The organism is Limnothrix sp. CMB-01 (assembly GCF_055193175.1).
In genome coordinates this window covers 3996587-4018069 of sequence record NZ_CM143720.1, presented here as the reverse complement: position 1 = coordinate 4018069, position 21483 = coordinate 3996587, and the positions used below count along the sequence as shown (strand labels likewise).

At 55.9% G+C, this 21483-nt stretch carries 13 protein-coding genes and 1 tRNA gene; 5 read left to right on the top strand and 9 right to left on the bottom strand.

Features of this window, described 5'->3' with window-relative positions; genetic code table 11:
* Nucleotides 1-87 precede the first annotated feature (87 nt).
* Nucleotides 88-939, bottom strand: a complete 852-nt coding sequence (murI, locus tag ACZA91_RS16570; protein WP_099535624.1) for a glutamate racemase — start codon at nt 937-939, stop codon at nt 88-90.
* A gap of 412 nt (nt 940-1351) precedes the next feature.
* Nucleotides 1352-2923 carry an adenylate/guanylate cyclase domain-containing protein gene (locus ACZA91_RS16565; protein WP_463183505.1) on the bottom strand — a complete coding sequence of 524 codons (1572 nt, stop codon included), beginning with the start codon at nt 2921-2923 and terminating at the stop codon, nt 1352-1354.
* Nucleotides 2924-3451: 528 nt separating this feature from the next.
* Here ACZA91_RS16565 and ACZA91_RS16560 point away from each other — a divergent pair.
* Nucleotides 3452-4114 carry a hypothetical protein gene (locus ACZA91_RS16560; protein ID WP_463183503.1) on the top strand — a complete coding sequence of 221 codons (663 nt, stop codon included), beginning with the start codon at nt 3452-3454 and terminating at the stop codon, nt 4112-4114.
* Nucleotides 4115-4185: 71 nt separating this feature from the next.
* Here ACZA91_RS16560 and ACZA91_RS16555 read toward each other — a convergent pair whose 3' ends face one another.
* From ACZA91_RS16555 to psaD, 3 genes are all read right to left on the bottom strand, one after another.
* Entirely contained in the window at nt 4186-5712 is a 1527-nt protein-coding gene (locus ACZA91_RS16555) for an anthranilate synthase component I family protein (RefSeq protein WP_463183501.1), read from the bottom strand.
* Nucleotides 5696-5926 (bottom strand): hypothetical protein, encoded by a 231-nt coding sequence (locus tag ACZA91_RS16550; protein WP_463183499.1) that lies wholly within the window; start codon nt 5924-5926, stop codon nt 5696-5698. The genes ACZA91_RS16555 and ACZA91_RS16550 overlap by 17 nt, the downstream gene beginning before the upstream one ends.
* Before the next feature lie 211 nt (nt 5927-6137).
* Nucleotides 6138-6587: a photosystem I reaction center subunit II PsaD gene (gene psaD, locus ACZA91_RS16545; RefSeq protein ID WP_099535524.1), complete on the bottom strand. Its 450-nt coding sequence runs from the start codon at nt 6585-6587 to the stop codon at nt 6138-6140.
* A gap of 411 nt (nt 6588-6998) precedes the next feature.
* On the opposite strand from psaD, the gene ACZA91_RS16540 reads away from it, so the two are divergent.
* A complete protein-coding gene (locus tag ACZA91_RS16540) occupies nt 6999-7724 on the top strand; it encodes a response regulator transcription factor (protein WP_099535626.1) in 726 nt (241 codons plus the stop codon).
* Between the two features lie 374 nt (nt 7725-8098).
* On the opposite strand, the gene ACZA91_RS16535 is transcribed toward ACZA91_RS16540, so the two are convergent.
* Nucleotides 8099-8172, bottom strand: a tRNA-Asp gene (locus tag ACZA91_RS16535).
* Between the two features lie 330 nt (nt 8173-8502).
* Between ACZA91_RS16535 and carB the strand changes: the two genes are divergently transcribed.
* Nucleotides 8503-11802 (top strand): carbamoyl-phosphate synthase large subunit, encoded by a 3300-nt coding sequence (carB, locus tag ACZA91_RS16530; RefSeq protein WP_190355355.1) that lies wholly within the window; start codon nt 8503-8505, stop codon nt 11800-11802.
* A 158-nt stretch (nt 11803-11960) separates the two neighbouring features.
* On the opposite strand, the gene ACZA91_RS16525 is transcribed toward carB, so the two are convergent.
* The 3 genes from ACZA91_RS16525 to ACZA91_RS16515 all read right to left on the bottom strand — a co-directional run bounded on the left by ACZA91_RS16525 (nt 11961) and on the right by ACZA91_RS16515 (nt 16641).
* Complete coding sequence (locus ACZA91_RS16525) at nt 11961-13058, bottom strand: alkene reductase (protein WP_190355354.1); 1098 nt, start codon at nt 13056-13058, stop codon at nt 11961-11963.
* 299 nt (nt 13059-13357) lie between these two features.
* Nucleotides 13358-14773: a mechanosensitive ion channel domain-containing protein gene (locus tag ACZA91_RS16520; protein WP_463183493.1), complete on the bottom strand. Its 1416-nt coding sequence runs from the start codon at nt 14771-14773 to the stop codon at nt 13358-13360.
* 125 nt (nt 14774-14898) lie between these two features.
* Nucleotides 14899-16641: an ABC transporter ATP-binding protein gene (locus tag ACZA91_RS16515; protein WP_463183490.1), complete on the bottom strand. Its 1743-nt coding sequence runs from the start codon at nt 16639-16641 to the stop codon at nt 14899-14901.
* Between the two features lie 437 nt (nt 16642-17078).
* Between ACZA91_RS16515 and ACZA91_RS16510 the strand changes: the two genes are divergently transcribed.
* The gene (locus tag ACZA91_RS16510; RefSeq protein ID WP_099535534.1) at nt 17079-19112 is read left to right on the top strand and encodes a serine/threonine-protein kinase; all 2034 of its coding nucleotides are present in this window, start codon (nt 17079-17081) and stop codon (nt 19110-19112) included.
* Nucleotides 19113-19406: 294 nt separating this feature from the next.
* The gene (locus tag ACZA91_RS16505; RefSeq protein ID WP_190355351.1) at nt 19407-21443 is read left to right on the top strand and encodes a serine/threonine-protein kinase; all 2037 of its coding nucleotides are present in this window, start codon (nt 19407-19409) and stop codon (nt 21441-21443) included.
* The last annotated feature ends 40 nt before the right edge of the window (nt 21444-21483 follow it).

Genomic DNA, 21483 nt, shown 5'->3' with positions numbered 1-21483 from the left:
AGTGTGTTCTCAAGATTTTTGGGAGCGTGCCTATTGCTGATCATCGCATGGCAATGATCCCTGAGGGCAATTTCCCGATCGCCCGGCCTAAGCTGACAACGGCGACTCGATCGGCAAGTAATCGCCTAAGGTTTCCGCCTCCAGCAGTTGCACCTGCTCCACCAACGGCGCACAGCCTAACCAGCGAGTTGCCAAACTGGCAAAGCGATCGGCCTCGCCCGTGACACAAAAGCGAGTGGGTTGCGGTTGATCCAAATGCTTCAGGTTGAGCAACTCCAGCTCTTGGGTTGCGGCGGCCACCACATGGACGGCCGGGTCGATCGTGACCACTCCCGGCGGCAGCAGCGGTTCAATCACCCCTGCCAGGTGTGGATAGTGGGTGCAACCATAAACCAACGTGTCGATCGACTGTTCCAGCAACGGTTCCAGGTACTGTTGCGCGATCGCTCGGGTGTCGGGTTCGTGCAACCGTCCTTGCTCCACAATCGGCACAAATTCCGGACAGCCCACTTGCCAAACCTGCACCGTGGGATCAATCTCCACCATGGCCCGGCGATAGGCATCGCTGGCGGCCGTGATTGGCGTGGCGATCACTCCCACCCGGGAGCCGCGATCGACCGCCACCCGAGCCGCCGGCAAAATCAAGCCCACAATGGGCAAATCAAACTCTGCTCGCACCACATCCAGCGCCAACGCCGAAGAGGTATTGCAGGCCATCACAACCATCTTCACGCCCTGGCGTTCCATCCAGGAGAGGATTTCGCGTGAAAATTGGACAATTTCGGCGGGCGATCGCATCCCGTAGGGCAAGCGGGCCGTATCCGCCAAATACAGCAGCGACTCGTTGGGCAGTTGGCGATATAACTCCCGCAAAACCGTTAGGCCACCCACGCCACTGTCAAACACGCCAATCGGCCGTCTGCGGGCATCCCTCGCGATCGCTCCTGAAATTAGCCCCTTCAAACTCCAGACCTCCAATCCTCAAGGACAAGCAACTGCCTCACCAATCACAACCGCACCATTAAACCGCGCCATTGAGCCGCGCCATTGAACCACGCCATTTTGCAACTCCACATCTGGAACGGCATCCGAGATCCTGCTCAGGAAACCCTAGCTTCGAGAAATCCTAGCCTTCAGGAAACTCCGGCAATCTCCCATTCATCGCAGTACCGACGGTAATGAATGGCGGGGAATGGATGAAGGCTGCAACAGCGATCGGGGCAAGTTCCCATCAATTACGCTACAGCTTGGCGGGGATGTCAACTCTGGAGCCGATCGGGAGTCAATGGTGGGTCAAGTGCCGGTTCGGGTGAGGGCCCGCAGGCTTTGGCTCAAGACATCAGCGCGATCATCAGCGAGATCGGGCCCGTCGCCGTCCTCGGTAGCGTTTGCGCTTATGAATCACCTTGCCCTTAATTAATTGCCAGGTATGTTCAGAAGGCGGAAAACCCGCCAAAACCGATCGCTGCAAGTAGATATGAGTTGCGCGATCGGTCGGATTCATGCTGAGGCATTCCTCAAACAAAGAAGCGGCTTCCCGATATTGCCGACGATGGAATCGCAGGACTCCTTCCTCAAATAAACTACTGGATGCACGCTTGAGGGTTTGCAATTCAATCGGATCGGCATTCAGGACTTCATAAACCGCCACAGGTTGAGTTCTGCCACGCACATACAGCCGATCGATAAACCGAATGCTGTATTTAGAAGGGTTATGCAGCGCTGCCAATAGACGATGGGAAACCAAAATCGAAACACTATATTGCTTCGTTAATTCCTCTAGGCGAGAAGCCAAATTCACCGCATCCCCGATCGCGGTGGTTTCCATGCGGTGAACGCCCCCGATCGTGCCCAAAATCAGCGGCCCCGTATCCAAGCCAATGCCAATGCGAATGGCCGATCGCCCTGCCTGCAAGCGCTCCTGGTTATATTCACTCAGCGCCTTGAGCATCGAAATGGCCGCATCAACTGCCAGGTCAGCATCCCCTTCAAACAGGGCCATAATGGCATCGCCAATGTACTTGTCGATGAACCCATTATGTTGGGCGATCGCTCGCTCCATTCGACCCAAATAGGCATTCAAAAAACGCAAATTTTCCTGAGGGGACATGGTTTCCGAAAGGGTCGTAAAACCCCGAATATCGGCAAACATGACCGCCATGGTTCGTTCCGTATAGTCTCCCAGGCTCACTTCCGCCAAGGTTGACCGCTGCAACAATTGCAGAAATTGGGTGGGCACAAATCGCCCATCTAAACCATCCCAATCGGCCGAATCTTCCGGAATTTCTGCCAAATCTGTAATGTCAATCTCTGCCAAATCCGTTGCTTCAGGATTGGCCTCGTCATTCATTTCCTCAACTTCTTGATCATCAGTTTCTTGATCATTTTGATCATTCACTTGCCCATGAACAAGTTCGTTAACCGGTTCATTCAACCCTTGATGACGGTTACTGGGGCTATCTTCTCCCTGATGATCATTAACAAATGCAGAACCGTCAGCTTCAAATTCAGAACTAATCTTGAAATTGGAATGGGGATGTTGATTGATATCGAAAGAATAATGAGAATGGCGATGGGAAGAATGGCGATCGAAACGATTGACCAAGCGCAAACGGGAATGGGAATCAGAATCCTGAGGAGAACAAGAATGGGCGATCGCCTGGGCGCAGGTTTGGCGGGCCATCCAAAACCCAATCACACTGGCTGCTGAGGTACTCAAAAAAGCCACCATTGCCACAGTGCTGACGGGGGGAACCATCTGGCTCAGCTCTGGGGCGGTCTCCGAAAAAATCAGAAGTTGCCACCGCCAGGTGATGGCTCCACTGATGAGGGCCGCCAGGGCCGGCAAGGCAATGAGTAACCATTCCCACGACCAATTGCGAAGTCGCCCACTCAGGGCTTGATAGAACTGAAGTGTTGACATGACTCCCTGAGTGACAGCTTTGGCTCAGATGCTATTTGCATGATGCACACCTTGAGGGAAAAAAATCGGGAAGATGCAGGCAAAAAACGTAGACCATGGGCGCAAATAGCGCTGTGCTTACCGTAGCCTGATTCGATTCCCTGTGCCAGGAATCGTTGTGGATCGTTGGCCTGTCGTGATTGATCCCAGATCTCGCCTCACAGGGCTGGCGCATGGAGAATGGAAAATCATGTGCTCCAAGAGAGTTGAATTGCAAATCTTAATTGCAAACCTTTACTTAACCGCTGCTTTAGATTTGGATCAACTTCTATCCCGCCTGTGGATGCTGTGGGGTGGAAATAGCAATAGGGTTGTGGGTTGTCCTCAACTGCTGTTTTGAAACGGCCGAATTGCCAAGGGCTGAATGGGCAACTGAGCCAGGGAGCGGCTAAATGACTGAATTTTTAATGGATTGCTACTGAATTGCCACTGAATTGCTACTGAATTGCCATTGAACTTCTCAAGTGCTGAATTGCTGGGAGAAAAATCGTGATGCGTGCAGTCTTGACCTTGCTTTTGTTGGGTGCCTGTTCAATGGGAGGGCCCGTGACCGGAGCCGATCACTCGCCGGTTGTGCCGATCGCTCCCCAATCGATCGCGCCGGTTGCCCAAGCCACGCCCACACCGCCTGCCCGCATCACCGAGACGATCATGGTTGAAGGGGAGCCGGAGTCGATCGAGCTGGAGCGGTTTGCGCCCGATCGATTTCCAGTGGTGACCTATTTGGCTCGGGAAGATTTTGCTCCGATCCTGAATCGCCAAGGGGGCCGCGCGATCGCCCGGTTTGTGGCCCAGGGGGGAGCAGTCCGCAACGAAGCGGCCTATGTCAGCGTGATTGTTCCGGAAACGCCCACCACGCCGGAACAGTTGTGGCAAAGCTATACGGGCCCCAATGGCTGGTTGGCCACGAATCGGGCCAGCATTGTTCGATCGAGCGACGACCCCAAATTCAAGCGGTTTGGTTGGGTGAAGCGGGCGATCGCCTTCATGCGCACCGACAAAGGCGAGCCGATCGCCGGGGAGCTTTATCTAGGGGAAATGGCGGGTCGCCCCTTTGTGGTGCTCGTGCATTTGCCCATGGAATACCTGGAAGGCTATGGCCCTCGGGTGAGCTTGCTGCTGAAACATTTGGCAGTGCAGCCAGCGCCCTAATTCCAGCTTGCATCAAGGCGCTCAGGCGCTTTGAATGGCGGTTCTTCTAAGCTGCTAGGGTCAACGCTGAATTAACCTTGCAAGCAACGCAAGGCCTCCAGCACGCCGCGCGCCTTATTTAAGGTTTCCTGGTATTCCTTTTCGGGATCCGAGTCCGCCACCAGGCCCGCGCCCGCTTGCACCGACACTTCGTGAGTGCCATCAGCGCGGTTGCGCACCAAGGCCGTGCGCAGGGTGATGGCGGTGTTGAGTTGCCCCTCAAAGTCGTAGTAGCCATAGGCTCCAGAATAGGGGCCGCGCCGACAGCCTTCTAGGGCGTGAATGATCTCCATGGCCCGAATTTTGGGCGCACCGCTGACGGTTCCGGCGGGGAAGGTGGCAGCCAACACATCCCAAGCCGTGCGATCGCCCGCCACTTGCCCGATCGCGTTGCTCACGATGTGCATCACGTGGCTGTAGCGCTCGATCGTCATGAGTTGATTGACCGTGACCGTGCCGCTGTTGCAAACGCGCCCCAAATCATTGCGGCCCAAGTCCACCAACATCACGTGTTCGGCCACCTCTTTGGGATCTGCCAACAGATCCGCCGCCAGGGCTTCATCTTCAGCGTGGTTGGCTCCTCGGGGGCGTGTACCGGCGATCGGGCGAACGGTGGCTTGAATGGTTCCATCAACCTGGCGATCGGTCTTGACCATGATTTCCGGGCTGGAACCAATTAATTGCCAATCACCGAATTGGAAATAGGCCATGTAGGGCGAAGGATTCACCAACCGGAGCGATCGATAGATATCGAAAGGATCCCCTTCAAAATCCGTGCTCAACCGTTGGGAAATCACCACCTGAAAAATATCGCCGGCCTTGATGTGTTCCTTGGCCTTGAGCACGTTGGCATGGAAGGCTTCGCGAGTGGTGTTGCTGCGAGGGTTCAAGGGCGGGCGATCGCTCTGGGTGGCCGGAGTCCAGCGCAGGAGCGATTCTTGGCGATCAATACTGCTTTGGAGGCGATCGATCAATTCATCAACCCGCCCACAGGCCACCTCATAGGCCTGGCGTAACTCCACCGCCGGATCCCGCAAATCCGCATAGGCAATCACAAACACCTTGCGCTTCACCTGATCAAAAATCATCAGGCGATCGACCTGCATCCACAGCCCATCCGGCAAATCCGCCTCCGTGGGCCCATAGGCCGGCACACGCGGCTCAATCCACTGGATCAGCTCATAGCCCCAAAAGCCAAACAGCCCGCCAATTCCCGGGGGCAACTGTGGCAGCTTCACCGGCCGCACCGACTCCAAACAACTGCTCAAAATTTCAAACGGATTACCCCGGTGCTCCACCACCGTCCCATCCCGGAACGTTTGCACCGCCAAATCTCCACGCGCTTCCAGCACCCACAGGGGGTCATAACCCAAAAGGCTATAGCGGCCAATGTTTTCGCCCCCTTCCACCGACTCCAGCAAGAAGCTGTAGCGTTGGCCCTGGCAAGTGCGCAACCAGGCCGAAACCGGCGTGTCCAAATCCGCAACCCACTCGCGATAAACCGGGACGAAGTTTCCTTGGCGGGCGAGTTCCGAAAATTGGCTAAAGTCGGGCAACATGGGTCAGCAGCAGATGAGCAAGTCTCAAAATACTAGCAACCGTCTGGATTCCTTGCACCAAAACTTCTCCGATCGGGCGATCGCCCCATGGTGTCGATGTCCCAGCGTAGGAATGCAATGGCACAGCACCGGTAATCAGCCAGCCCAACACAGACAAGCCCAACACAGACAAGCCCAAAACAGGCAAGCCCAAAACAAAAACGAGCCGCCCCAAAACAAGGAAGCGGCCCGTTTATTGAGTCGATTTGGCAGTCTTGGAATCGGGGAAAATTCCCCAGCCCATGGACAAACACAGGGATCAAGCGGAGCGGTCAAGCAGAATTCTGAGCAAATTAGCGGTTTAAGTGCAGGAGTCAAAAACCGCCTTGCAATTCAAGCTCAACCCCTCGCCCATCCAAGCGCCCACCATGGGCAACCCCAAAAACCTACACTTCGTAGGTTTGCTTGCCGCTGAACTTGACCGTTGCGGGCTGAGGGTTTTCGCCAATGCGGCGATCCTTCTTGCCGTTGAAGTCGCGACCAGCATTCACCTTTTCGGGGAAGGTGCCATCGGCGGGGTGGATGAACTCCTGTTCGCCGTTGGGATAAATACGATAGACCTTATAGTCTTCGATTTTGGGCTTGAACTTGGTGCGCAGTTGCTTACCAAGGGCGATGCACTGCTCCTTGCGGGCCAAGAACAGCAGGTTTTCGCCTGCATTCATGACGGCAGCGCCACCGGTGGGCATTTCAAAAACTTGTTCTTTGGTACTGGTCCAGGTAATGGCGTATTTCTCTTCGACGTTAGCCTTCGAGAGCAAGCCACCCGTGCTACCGCCAAATTTCGGCGTTTGGCCCGTGAGGCCGCTGGTTTCAGGTGTAGGATTTTCGGACATCGCTTTTTGTCTCGCTAGTCTCTAAAAAGTCTTGCGAATTTACGGGAAATCCTAGCACTGGCTTTGTGTTGAGCCATACCCCCCCGGCCAGAACTGTTACAGTTCTTTATTTGAGCCGATCGAGCTGAGAATGGCTGCTGCAAAGGATCTGCGGCGAGATCGCCCCAGTTTCCGAGCGCTATGCTGAGGACGAAAGACCCGCTTCACCCTGGAGCTAACCCGATCGCCCATCAGCACCCAGAAAGGGAAAGTGCGATCGGCCCATGGCCGGGATGGGGGTGTGATCCTGGGACAGGATGGGCTGAAGATTGGCTCAAAATGCTCAAAGTTTCGGTGTGATTTCGACCTGTTTTTCGACCTGTTGTTCGATGTGTTTGGTGTGATCGCGACACGGATGAGGCCCTGCAAATCATGCAAATTCTGATTGTGGAAGATGACACGGAGATTGCGGAGTTGTTGCGCGGCACGCTCGATCGCGAAGGGTTCACCTGTGGGGTTTGTCACGATGGCCAAGCGGCGATCGAGCAGTTTTATCGATCGCAGCCCGATTTAGTCATTTTGGATTGGATGATTCCGGGCATTGATGGCCTCGAAGTCTGTGCCCGCATTCGCCAAAAACCCGGCGACAAGGATCCCTATATTTTGATGTTGACGGCGCGGGGCGAAGAGTTCGATCGCGTTGTGGGCCTGTCAACCGGTGCAGATGACTATTTAGTTAAGCCTTTTAGCCCCCGCGAGATGGTGGCTCGGGTGCGGGCGCTGTTGCGTCGCAGTTTGCGCCAGGCCGGAACCGGGGGCGATCGGGACTTGACCCCCACCTACGCCACCCACCACTTCAGCCTCGACAGCGATCGGCGCGTGGCCCGTCGCCACCTGCCCGATCACGATTCCGAAGATCTTGACCTCACCACCTTGGAGTTCAATCTGTTGGCCACCTTCCTCAGCTATCCGGGCCGGGTCTGGAGCCGCAGCCAACTGATCGACAAACTTTGGGGCGATGACTTTTTTGGCGATGAGCGAGTGGTGGACACCCATGTGGCCCGCCTGCGCAAGAAAATTGAACCGGATCCCGGAAATCCCCAATTTCTGAAAACGGTGATTGGGGCCGGCTATAAGTTTGAAGACCCCGGGAATTAATCTCGAACTCGCCTGATTTTCCATGTCCCAATCGTCGTAACAAGGGGCTTAGGGCTGTCGTCAAATTTCCTGAAACCCTGATGACCTCGTTCTTTAAAGCAATCAGTCGTAGGGGCGGGGTTTCCCCGCCCAGTTCTCGTGATCCTTGGGTGCTCCCAGGGGTGGACAGGGTTGTGGCGATCGCCCAGGTTAGGGTTGGGAGACCCAACCCCTACGGCGATGGAAATGACGACAGGCCCTAAGGATCGATCACACAGGATCGACCTGCCTGGTTGAGACTGAAGCAATAGAATCAACATCAGTAACAACGTAGGTTCAGTTCGGGTTCAGAGTTGACGCTCTTCACTCCTCACTCTTGAACTTTATCTTTTGAACGGGTCTGACGGGGCTCGAACCCGCAACTTCCGCCGTGACAGGGCGGTGCTCTAACCAATTGAACTACAGACCCAAATTGCTTTCCGGCTTTCGGAGCGCTTTTGTTTTGCGTCCCGCGCCTTCAGCGATATACATATTTGCGGATAAACCCGAATTTGTCAAACGTTTTTCTGAAATTTTCTAAAAAAATTTTCTGGGCGGTCTTCCAGAAGATTTTCTAAAAAACTTTTTCGCCCCTTTGGCCGCCGATCGCGGGCCTGGGGTAGGAACCCAAAGCGAAACCGGGCCGGAGAACAGTGCGCCCTAAACATTGACGGGACGATCGCACCTCGTACAATAGGCAGGATCTCGGGCCGGGCGGCCCGTGGTCGATCGAAATCGCTAGTCCCCTGGGATTGCCCTTATGCCCCGCCGCGACGACATTCGCAAGATTCTGCTCCTTGGTTCCGGCCCGATCGTGATTGGTCAGGCCTGCGAATTTGACTACTCCGGTACTCAGGCTTGTAAAGCGCTCCGGGCCGAAGGGTACGAAGTCGTGCTGGTGAACTCCAACCCAGCCACGATCATGACCGACCCAGAAATGGCCGATCGCACCTACATTGAGCCGCTCACCCCGGAAGTGGTTGAGAAAATCATCATTAAAGAGCGGCCCGATGCCTTGCTGCCCACCATGGGCGGCCAAACGGCCCTGAACATTGCCGTGGCCTTGGCCAAGAGCGGCGTGCTGGCTCGCTATGGTGTGGAGCTGATTGGGGCCAAGCTGGCGGCGATCGAAATGGCCGAAGACCGCAAGCTCTTTAAGGAAGCCATGGAGCGAATTGGCGTGGGCGTTTGCCCCTCGGGGTTGGCCAACTCCCTGGAAGAAGCCCGTGATGTGGCACGCCAAATTGGCTCCTACCCGCTGATTATTCGCCCGGCCTTCACCATGGGCGGCTCCGGCGGCGGCATTGCCTACAACCAAGAGGAATTTGAAGAAATTGCCCAGTCGGGTTTGGATGCCAGCCCCGTTTCACAAATTCTGATTGAGCAATCCTTGCTGGGTTGGAAGGAATACGAGCTGGAGGTAATGCGCGATCTGGCCGATAACGTGGTGATTATCTGCTCGATCGAGAACTTTGACCCGATGGGGGTGCATACGGGCGATTCGATCACCGTGGCTCCGGCCCAAACCCTCACCGACAAGGAATATCAGCGGCTACGGGATGCCTCGATCAAGATCATCCGCGAAATTGGGGTGGAAACCGGCGGCTCCAACATCCAGTTTTCGGTGAACCCGGAGACCGGCGATGTGATTGTGATTGAAATGAACCCCCGGGTGTCGCGCAGTTCCGCCTTGGCTTCCAAGGCCACGGGCTTCCCGATCGCCAAGTTTGCCGCCAAGCTGGCCGTGGGCTACACCCTCGATGAAATCTCCAACGACATCACCCAAAAAACCCCAGCCTCCTTTGAACCGACGATCGATTACGTCGTCACCAAAATTCCCCGGTTTGCCTTCGAGAAATTCCCCGGCACGCCCGCCGTGCTGACCACCCAAATGAAATCCGTGGGTGAGGCAATGGCGATCGGGCGGACGTTCCAGGAATCGTTCCAAAAGGCCCTGCGATCGCTCGAAACGGGTCGGGCCGGTTGGGGCTGCGATCGGGATGAAAAAATTCCCAGCCTGGAACAGGTTCGATCGAGCCTGCGCACCCCCAGCCCGGAGCGCGTCTTTACCCTGCGCTATGCCATGCAGCTAGGCATGAGCGTGGAGGACATTTACGAACTGACCGGCGTTGATCCTTGGTTCCTGGATAAGCTGCAAGAAATTCTGGAAACCGAAAAGCTGCTGAAGCGCACGCCCTTAAAGGACATGAGCGCTGCAATTCTGCTGGCGGCCAAGCAACAGGGCTTCAGTGATCGACAAATTGCCTACGCCACCAAAACCAGCGAAGACGAAGTGCGGGCCTATCGCAAAGGCTTGGGCATTGTGCCGGTTTACAAAACCGTGGACACCTGCGCCGCCGAATTTGAAGCCTACACGCCCTACTACTACTCCGCCTATGAAACCAGCAGCCTGGTGTTGACCGGTGACGAAGCGGAAACCGTGGCGGCGGAAACGGAAACCCTGCCGAGCGATCGACAAAAGGTGATGATCCTGGGTGGCGGCCCCAACCGAATTGGCCAGGGGATTGAGTTTGACTATTGCTGTTGCCATGCTTCCTTTGCGCTGCAAGCGGATGGCTACGAAACGATCATGGTTAACTCCAACCCGGAAACGGTTTCCACGGACTACGACACCAGCGATCGGCTCTACTTTGAACCGCTGACCAAGGAAGATGTGCTGAACATCATCGAAGCGGAACGGCCCAAGGGCGTGATTGTGCAGTTTGGTGGTCAAACACCCCTGAAACTGTCGGTTCCGTTGTTGACGGCTTTGCAAAGCAACCCCGACCTGCCAACGGAAATTTGGGGAACGTCGCCCGACTCGATCGACATGGCCGAAGACCGGGAACGGTTTGAGCATGTGTTGCGGGAACTGAACATCATGCAGCCCCCCAACGGCATTGCTCGCAGCTATGGTGAAGCCCTGGATATTGCCCGGCGGATTGGCTATCCGGTGGTGGTGCGGCCTAGCTATGTGCTGGGCGGTCGAGCCATGGAGATTGTCTATTCCGATGCGGATCTGGAACGCTACATGACCGTGGCGGTGCAGGTGGAACCGGATCACCCAATCTTGATTGATAAGTATCTGGAAAATGCGATCGAGGTGGATGTGGATGCGATCGCCGACCACGGTGGCAACGTGACGATCGGCGGGATCATGGAACACATCGAACAGGCCGGGATTCACTCCGGTGACTCCGCCTGCGCCATTCCCAGTTTCTCGCTGCCGACCAGCGCCCTGGACACCATCCGTGGCTGGACGATCGACCTAGCCAAGTCCCTGAAGGTGGTGGGGCTGATGAATATTCAGTTCGCGGTGGTCACGGGCGACAATGGCCAACCCCAGGTGTATATCCTGGAAGCGAATCCCCGGGCCTCGCGGACGGTTCCCTTTGTTTCCAAGGCGATCGGGGTGCCCTTGGCCAAAATGGCCGTGCGGGTAATGTCTGGCAAAACCTTGGCCGAGCTGGACTTTGAACAGGAAGTGATTCCCGATCGCTTTGCCCTCAAGGAAGCGGTGTTGCCCTTTGAAAAATTCCCGGGCACCGATACGATTCTGGGGCCGGAAATGCGATCGACCGGGGAAGTGATGGGCGTGGATCCAGACTTTGGCACGGCCTTCGCCAAGGCAGCCCTGGGGGCGGGTCAACGGTTGCCCCTAGCCGGCACGGTGTTTGTGTCGGTCAACAGTCGCGACAAGGCGGCGATCGTGCCGGTGGTGAAGGAACTGCTGGACTTGGGTTTTGAAGTGCTGGCCACCGAAGGCACGCGCAAAGTGCTCCACGAGCATGGCCTCAAAGCGGTGCAATTGACCCTGAAGATCCATGAGGGCCGGCCCAACATTCGCGATGCGATCGTCAACGGTCAGGTGCAGTTGGTAATTAACACGCCCGCCGGGGAGCAAGCCCAGTTCGACGATCGAGCCATTCGGCGCACGGCCCTGGTCTACAAAGTGCCCATCATCACCACGATCGCCGGGGCCAAGGCCACAGCCGCCGCCATTCGATCGCTCCAATCTCAACCCCTAACCGTGAAATCCCTCCAGGAATATTTGGTTTAGGTCAAGTAAAGGCGGGGAGGATATCCAGCATTAAGAGGATATCGAGCATCAAACAGACAAGGGGCTTAAGCCCCTTGTTTTTTAGCGGAATTCCTTGATTTCCTCAGCTTTTTCAAGGGATTCTTAGCCCATTTCAGCACTATGCAAGTCGAAGCGGCCTACGATGCTTGATAGGCGGGAAAATCCGCGTAGCCCTTTTCGTCAAAAGCGTACCAAACCTCCAACGGAGCTTCCGGAGCCAGGGGCCAATCATGGGCAAACCGCTCAACCAAGTCCGGGTTGCTGATGAAAGGTCGCCCAAAAGCAATCAAGTCTGCATTCCCCGACGCGATCGCCGCTTCTGCCGTTTCTTGGGTATAGCCACAATTGCCCATCAAGGGGCCTGAAAACACCGATCGAAACTCGCTCAGGGTCATCGGTTCACCCAAGTTATGGAACCCAATTGCTAGGCCATCCATAACGTGCAAATAGCCCAAATTCAGTGCATTGAGCTGTTGCGCCGCGTAGGTAAAGGTTTCCCGATAATCCGGCGAACCCATATCGTTATAAATCCCATTGGGCGCAAGCCGAACCCCCACCCGATCGGACGGGAAAACTGTGATTACGGCTGCCACAATTTCGCTCAGAAACCGATAGCGATTTTCCAGGCTGCCACCGTAGCGATCGGTGCGGTGGTTGGTTTTGGATTGCAGGAATTGATCAATCAAATAGCCATTGGCCGCGTGAATTTCCACCCCATCAAAACCCGCCGCCTTGGCTCGTTCGGCGGCCCGGCGATAGTCTTCCACCACTGCCGCCACCTCGTCGGTTTCCAGGGCGCGCGGGGTTTCGTAGGGGTGTTTGCCCGTGGGGGTGTGGATGTGGTCGTTGCTGATGGCGATCGCGGAGGCAGAAACCGGCAGCGACTCATCGGCGCGGAAACTGCTGTGGGAAGCGCGGCCACAGTGCCACAGTTGCAAGAAAATTTTGCTGTCCCGATCGTGTACTGCTTGGGTGACCTGTTTCCAGGCTTCCGTTTGAGCGTCGTTGTAAATGCCGGGAGAGTTTTGCCAACCAATGCCCTGCTCAGAAACGACGGCGGCTTCGCTAATCAAAAGGCCAGCACTCGATCGCTGGGCATAATATTCCGCCATCAAGGCATTGGGCAGGCGCTCCACCCCTGCGCGGGCGCGGGTTAGGGGAGCCAAAACCACGCGATTTTTGAGGGTTAAATCACCAAACGTGAAAGGACTTAGAAGCTGAGGAGATGAACTCACAGAACGATTCCCAATGAATGGCAGGGTTAATAGTCGCGACTTTCAATCTAGCAAATTCATTAGGACTTGGGACTCTACTGGCAGATTAAATTGCGTTTAAGTATTTGGATTTGAGCAATGGCCCCTACGAACTCTTTGACCATAATTTAGCCCAAGAGACATTACTCACTGATCACATGAGCGTGAAAAACAATTTAAGATGCTTTTGTTGACATCAAGACAGAAACTTAGTGAAAGATTTCGGTCAAAAATTTCGGCCAAAAATTTAAAAATATTCTGGATCAAACTCTAGGAAGCAATTAAGCAGACCAATGACTAACCCATTGGCGAAGTTGGTTTTGAAATCTAGCCATTAGGCTTTTCGGTTCCGAATCTTCCAAGAGACCCGCTGTTTCTAAATGGTGGCGATAGCTTTCCAACACATCTTGACGATCGCCCATGGCCTGCGAAATCACCTCCAACAAATGGGGATGGTTATTCAGAAGTAGTTGAAACCCATCACGGTGAATCAAAAAAAGTTCGGTCGGTTCCGCCGCTCGCATGGTGGTGGGGTAAGGCACATTCAACATCAGCGGCAATTCACCAAAAAATTCACCCTCTGTGAAGGAAAACAACCGGCGGCTAATGCGTTGATTTTCAAAAATGGCTTCGATCGCCCCTTTCAAAACAATGCAAAATTCATGGGCCCCATCCCCTTGCTGATAAAGAACTTCGGCCGTTGTTAATTGCCGCCGGTAGCCTAATTGGATCAGAAACTCAATTTCCAGGGGGGTGAAACTTTGGAAGTAGTCGATCGACCGCAGCAGGTCTTTGAGGGGTTCGTTGGGAACAGTTGCCGGAGCGATCGCCCCGGCCTCGGCCGCTGAGGGTTCCGACTCGGCCGCAACCCAATGAGGAAGGGTTGGTGCAAGCTGGATCTGATGTTGCCGCAAACCATGGGCGATCGCAAAGTGGAGAGCACTGCGAATGCCAGCACGTTGATCAACGCGATCGACCCAGGCCCAAAGTTCCAAACTGATGCTGCCTTCTTGAAAGCCTTGAAACATCACCTTGGGTGGGGGCGATCGCAAAATCTGTGAGTGGGTAAAAGCCGCCGCTAGCAAAATTTCCGTCACGACTGAAAGATCGCTAGTCGGAACCACTTTCAAGGGAATTTCAATGCGGCTTCGGCAATCTTGATAACTCCAATTTTCAACCATTCGATTTGTTAATTCGCTGTTGGGCACAATTAATTCCGACCCACGAAACGTGCGAATCACAGTTGAACGAATCGAAATATCTTGGATATAGCCCAGCTTATTATTAAATTCAATCAAGTCCCCGACTTTGAGTTTTCGCTCACCCAACAGGGTCAAACCACTGGCCCAGTTTTTGGTTAATTCCTTCAGTCCCAAACCAATGCCAACACCTAGACCACTGACCACCAAAGCAAAGGATTCCAATTGTAATCCCATGGCTTGGAGCACCAGCACATAACCCAGAGCGCCCATGCTCCAGCTAAACAAAATAGCGACCGCTCCACGGGTTCCTTCGCTCATGCCCAAGCGTTTTAGGATGATGTTTTTTAACAATTGGCGCAGGCCTTTGGTGAATAGACTCACCAGCATCAGCAGCAACGCCACTTGAATCATCCACCCGATCGTGATCGGGGTGGTTCCCAATCTAAAAAGGGGAGCTTGCGTAATTTGCGACCAAGCAACTTGTAAAGCAGCCATGAAGACGTTCCCGATCGGGATTGGGTTGGGAAAGCAGCCAGATTCAGCATTCAGGAAGCATCGTTCAGGAAAGATTTTTCAAACCAAATTCTTTACAAGAACCCTTTCCCAAAAACTGCAACTCTTTATTCACGAAACTGGCGAGCATAGTAGGCGGCATAACGCCCGTTTTGGGCCAGTAGCTGATCATGGCTGCCCGATTCGACAATTTGCCCTTTTTCAACCACTAAAATCCGATCGGCTCCCCGCACGGTGGCCAGGCGGTGCGCAATGGTCAGGGTGGTGCGATCGCGCCGGAGTCGATCGAGCGCTTCCTGCACCAGGCTTTCGGATTCCGAGTCGAGGGCGCTGGTGGCCTCGTCCAAAATCAGAATTTTGGGATCTCGCAACACGGCCCGGGCGATCGCAATTCGCTGGCGCTGGCCGCCGGACAGGTTGGCTCCCCGTTCGCCCACCCAGGTGTTGTAGCCCTCGGAGAGTTGGCTGATGAAGTCGTGGGCGTTGGCAATTTGGGCGGCTTGTTCGATGGCGCTGCGGCTGGCTTTGGGGTTTCCCAGGGCGATGTTTTGGGCGATCGAACCGGAAAAGAGGATCGTTTCCTGGGGCACGATCGCAATCTGTTGGCGCAGGCTGTTGAGGGTCACCTCTCGTAAATCGATGCCATCAATGCAAACCTGGCCCCCTTGGGGATCATAAAACCGCAGCAACAGATTGACGATCGTGCTTTTGCCCGCGCCGGAAGCCCCCACCAGGGCGATCGCCTCACCGGGCCGCACGGTCAGATCCAACCCTTGCAGCACCGGTTCCGCCGCGCTCGGGTAGGCAAACTCGATCGCGTGGAATTCCACCCGGCCGGTGATGGCGGGCAGGGGTTGCGCCCCGGGGCGATCGCGCACCGTCGGCGGCACGGCCAGCAGCTCAAACAGCCGATCAACCGAGGCTTCACTTTCCTTGAATTCGTTGTAATTGCTGGTGGTGATTGAAATGGGGTCAATCAACAGGGCCACAGCGGTCACGTAGCTAATGAACCCCGCGCCGGTTAAGTTGCCTTGGCCAATTTGCCAGCTTCCCAACCAAAACAACACCAACACGCTCATGGCTTCCAAAAAGCCCACAATCACAAACTGAGCCGCCTTCGCTTGGGCCGCTTGCAGTTTGGCGTGTCGGGCCGCTTCGGCCTCTTGCCGGAAGCGATCAAGTTCCGTGCGTTCGGCCCCAAAGGCTTGCACCAACCGAATTCCCGCCAAAATTTCCGCGATCGTGGCCGCCAATCCCGCAATTCGATCCTGGCTGCGGCGAGCAAAGCTCAACAGGCGATCCCCAAACCAAGCAATCAAAACCGCAATCAAGGGCGCGATCGCAAAGGTAGCCAAGGTTAACTGCCAGTTGAGATAGATCATGTATCCCAACACCACCACCAGTTGCAGCACACAGGGCACAAACTGGTGAAACACCTTGCCCACCGCATCTCCCACCCGATCGACATCGCCCGTGAGTCGATAGGCCAGGTCACCCGTTTGCGATCGCTCAAAATAGTCCAGGCTCAGGGTTTGTAAATGTCCATACAGCCGCACCCGTAGGGTCATGGCCACCCGCAAAGCCGCCTTGGCCATCAAGGTATCTTGGCCGTATTGAAATGCGCCGCGCACCAGAAAAATCAGGGCTGCTAAGCCCGCCAATTGCAAAATTTTGTCTGGCTGACCCGTGCCGATCGGCTCGGCCAACTGCCCCGGCAACCAGGCCAACACCGGCCAAAAAGCCGTGAACCCCACCGTGCAGGCCAACGCCAGGGCGATCGTCTGGGCCTCCGCGCGCACGAAGGGCCACAGTTGCCAATAGTGCGATCGCCCTTTGCCGGTTCGGGACATGGTTTACACCTGCTTTGTGGATAGAGCCAAAATGCTACCTGTTAATCAACCCCGAATCCCGATCGGGATCCAATCTCCTCCTGGGCCGATCCCCGCAATTGCCAGAATCGAAAGCAGGTTGAAAGGGGATTGGAAACGATCGATCTAGTCAACTTAAATGAATGCCCTAAGCATGGTCTAAAAAAGAATGGTCTAAAAATGGCTGATTCAAACGCTCCTTTGCAGCGAATCCCCCCATGGATCGTTAAAAAACATACCCATTCCTCCGAAGGATCCCCAAAGAGTTATGGTGTTAGCCGTCGTAGCCCTCGGGTGGGTGGTTTAAACTTGAAGCGTGCGACCATCCCGCGCGATCGCCCAATTTTGCCCCCGGATGCCGCTCGCTCCCTACAAACCCACTGCTTTGAACGCTGACACAGTAAACGCAGCCTGGCCCTATGGTGACGCTCTCAGTCGGTCAACTTCTCGACCGACGCTATCGGATCGTAGAAATCCTGTCGTCCGGAGCGTTCGGGCAAACTTACCTGGCTGCGGACTTGCGCCGACCGGGCTTGCCCCACTGCATCGTGCGGCAATTCCAATTCCCCAGTAAAAATTCCAAAGCACTGCAAGTGGTGCAGTTGCTGTTTAAGAAAAAAGCAGAAACCCTCGAAAAGCTGGGCACTCACGATCGAATCCCGCAGCTTTTGGCCTGCTTTGAGCAGGAGGGACAACTTTTTTTCATTGAGGAACTGATCCAGGGGCAAACCATCGCCGAGGAGCTGAAGGCCAATCAGCCCCAACCGGAAGAGTATGTGGTGCGTTTCCTGCAAGATACGCTGGAAGTGCTGGATTTTGTCCACAAAAACGGGGTCATTCACCGTAATTTGCGGCCCGAAACCCTGATTCGCCGCACGATCGATGGGCGAATTGTCCCGATCGAATTTGGCTTGATTCAAGAAATTGCCAATCCCTCAGCCCGGGCTGATGCGATCACGCCGCCCCCTTCGCCGGATTCGGTGGTTTACATGTCGCCGGAACAGTTGCAGGGAAACCCGCTCTACAACAGCGATCTCTACGCGGTGGGGATGATTTGCGTCCAAGCCCTGACCGGGTTATCGCCCAATGCCCTGCCCAAACCCAAAGACAACAATGGCGATCGCCCGCCCCATTTGGATTGGCCCAACCACGGGCAAATTAACCCCGGACTGATTTCCCTAATTGAGCGGCTGATTTCTCCCTACTTCGATCGCCGCTATCAGTCAGCCGCCGATGCCCTGCGGGATTTACAGGAACTCTATGGCCTGTCCATGGGCAGCGGGGTGAATCTCAGCGGCGCGGGCATGAGCGGCCTGCGGGCCCGACTGGCCAGCAGCAGCCAAAACTCCCCCGCCCACAGCGAGGCCCAGGAGGCGGCCAAACGCCGTTGGCCCGATCGCCGGTTGTGGTTGGGGGTGGCGATCGCGGTGGTGGGTTTGGGGTTTGGGGCCTTGTTGTTGGCGGGGCCCCTGCGATCGCGCTATTGGGTCGATCGCGGCAGTGACCAACTGAAGGCCGAAAACTTGGAAGAGGCGATCGCCAACTACAGCCAAGCCCTCCAGGTGGATGCCAACAATGCGGAAGCGCTCTACCGACGGGGAGCCGCCTATGAGGAAATTGGAGAATATCAAAAGGCGATCGCGGATTTAGATCGGGCCATTCGCCTGCGGCCCAAACATGCCCCCAGCTATTTCCAACGGGCCAACGCCCGCTACCGTCTCAGCGATGCCCGCGCCGCGATCGAGGACTATGATCGGGCCCTGACCTACGACCCCAACTTGGTGCAGGCTTATCTGAACCGGGGCAACGTTCGGGGCGACATTGGCGACGACAAAGGGGCGATCGAGGACTACAACCGTGTGATTGCGGCCAAGGGAGTGCCGGCCCGCCTCCTGGCCCCCGCCTATCTGAATCGGGGCCTATCGCGATCGAACCTGGATGACCAACAGGGGGCGATCGACGATGCCACCAAAGCAATTCAACTCAACCCCAGCTATGCCCTGGCCTACCAAAACCGCGGCCTAGCCCATCGGCGGGCCGGTAACCTCCAGGCCGCCCTTCAGGACTTCAACATTGCGATCCAACTACAACCAGACGACCCAGACCCCTACTACAATCGGGGGCTAACCCGTTGGGATTTGGGCGAAGTGGAAGGCACGATCGAAGACTTCAACAAGGCGATCGAACTGCGGCCAGAACATGCCCTGGTTTATTACGATCGGGGCGTGGCTCGGCTCAAGCAGGGCGACCAAACCGGCGCACTCACCGACTTCCAACAATCGGCCAAGCTGTGCATCGACGAAGGCCGTTTGGGTTGTTACCGTGATGCCCAGTACCAAATCCAACAGATCCAAGCGGGCAAACTGCCCACCGATCTCAAATTGTCCGATGAGGAAGAACCCGAAGCCCCACCACCCGAACCCAGCCCAGCCGCCAGCCCGCCGCCCTCCTAGTCACGCGGCCGGCTTGCTTTCACCGGCCAAGCTATAGGTCAAGCCATCGGTCAAGCCATAGATTGAGTTAATTAAGTTAAATGACTGTTCCCGTTACCCGATCGTTAGGCAGCAAAGGGCTTCAGCCCCCCGGGATTGCGACTAACTCCGCAATCTGCGCCCAACGAATTAGACCTATCGCGCGACTAGGCGCGGCCATCCATTCACCTGCTGGGGTCTGTCTCACCCTCTAATTCCCCAGACCTCATTTCTGGATCATTTAACCCGTTGTTTTTGCCCCATCCCTAACTGAACTTGGCCCCCAACACCCCACCTTCTCCTCCACCTCCGGGCGATCGACCTCCCAAATCATCCCTAGGCAAGGATCCTATTACCATCGGCCAACTGCTGGATAAGCGCTATCGCATCTTGCAAGTGCTTGGCTCCGGAGCCTTTGGCAAAACCTACCTGGCTGCGGATCTTCGCCGGCCGGGCTATCCCCAATGTGTGGTGAAGCAACTGCGCCTGTTGCGTCCCAACCCCACCGCCGCCAAAAACGCCCACCGTCTCTTTCAGCGGGAGGCGGAAATGTTGCAACGGTTAGGAACCCATCCCCAAATTCCCCGCCTGTTGGCTTTTTTTGAAGAAAACGAGCAATTTTATCTCGTTAAGGAATTTGCACCGGGCCACCCCCTCTCGCGGGAATTGGTGGTGGGGGAACCGCTCCCGGAGCAACGGGTGATTTCCATGGTGGCGGAAATTCTGGAAATTTTGTCCTTTGTCCATGGCAACCGGGTGATTCACCGGGATATCAAACCCGCCAACTTAATCCGCCGCAGCGCTGACGGCCGGTTGGTGTTGATTGACTTTGGTTCCGTGAAGGAAATTTTGCAAACCGATGGGGAATCGGCCGCCGCCCGCACAATCGCGGCGGGTACTCCGGCCTACATGCCGATCGAGCAGTTTTATGGCAATCCCCAGTTCAACAGCGATATCTATGCCGTCGGGGCGATCGCAATTCAGGCCTTAGGGGGCTTTTCCTCGGAGGAATTACAGGCCCTGCGAGGATCCCAGGAGCCGGTGAGCGGCCGTTTGAATTGGCGGGCCAGCATTTCTGTCAGCACGGCGTTTGGAACCGTCCTCGATAAGATGGTGCATCCTTCCTATCAACAGCGCTACGCCAGCGCCGAGGAAGTGTTGATGGATCTGCTGCCGTTGATGGGCGGGAATGTTGGCGAGTCCATCACCACCGCCGCCGAGGAAGAACTAGGCAACCCCATTCCTTGGGCTGAATGGTGGCGACGTTGGTGGCCTTGGGGGTTGGGGTTGTTGGGCACGGTGGTGGGGCTGGCGACCCTGTGGCAGTCGGGGTTGCCCCAGTTGGCCATTGCCCAGATGATTTTGTCGCGCTGGTCTCAAGTGCCCACGGGATTGGTGATGAACCAAAATGCGTCCCCCTCGGATTTGGTGGGGATTGCGCGGATGTTGGAGGGAAAAACTCCGGCTCCCGATCGCACCTGGGACTACAGCAAGGCCATCCACGACGCAACCCAAGCGCTGGTTTGGTCCGCCAGCAGTTCCGCCTATTTTTTGCGCGGCGTGGCTTACTACAACAGCGGCAACTGGAATGCGGCGTTGGCCGACTTAAACCAAGCCTTGCAGCTCGAAGCCAGTGACGCGATCGCCCGTACCTATCTGGCGGCCACGCAAGATCGCCTGGGCGATTTGCAAAGTGCTCTGGCCAGCTACGATCGAGCCATTCAAGACAATGGCAAGTTGAGTGCGGCCCACTTGGGTCGGGGGTTTGTGCGGTTGCAACTGAGCGATGCAAAAGGGGCGATCGCGGACTTTGACAAAGTGCTGTCTCAGCAGTCCAGTTGGTCGGCGGCTTATCGTGGTCGGGCCTTGGCCAAAATGCTGGCGGGCGACTCCGAAGGGGCGATCACCGACAGTTCCCAAGCCATCCGGCTCGATCCCAACAACGCCAGGGCCTATCAGGTGCGGGGACGTACTCACTTTGCCAGCGGCAATCTGCCCTCAGCCCTGGCCGATTTGACGGTGGCCATTCGTTTAGACAGCAAAGATCCGGAAAGCTACTACTACCGCGCCCTCACTCGCCAGGCCCTGGGGGAACCCCAAGGCACACTCAGCGATCTGAACCAGGCGATCGCCCTGGATGATCGCTATGCCATGGCCTATCAACAGCGGGGATTGGTGCAGGTGGGCTTGGGGAACCGAGCCCCGGCGGCGGCGGATTTTCGGCAGGCGGCCAAGCTCTGTCTCGATCGGGGGCAACTGGATTGTTATGACGCAGCCCGCCGTGAGCTAGAGAAATTGCAGGCCATGCCTTAAGGGCTGTTCTCTAGGTTATTCTCCAACCCCCCATACCCTC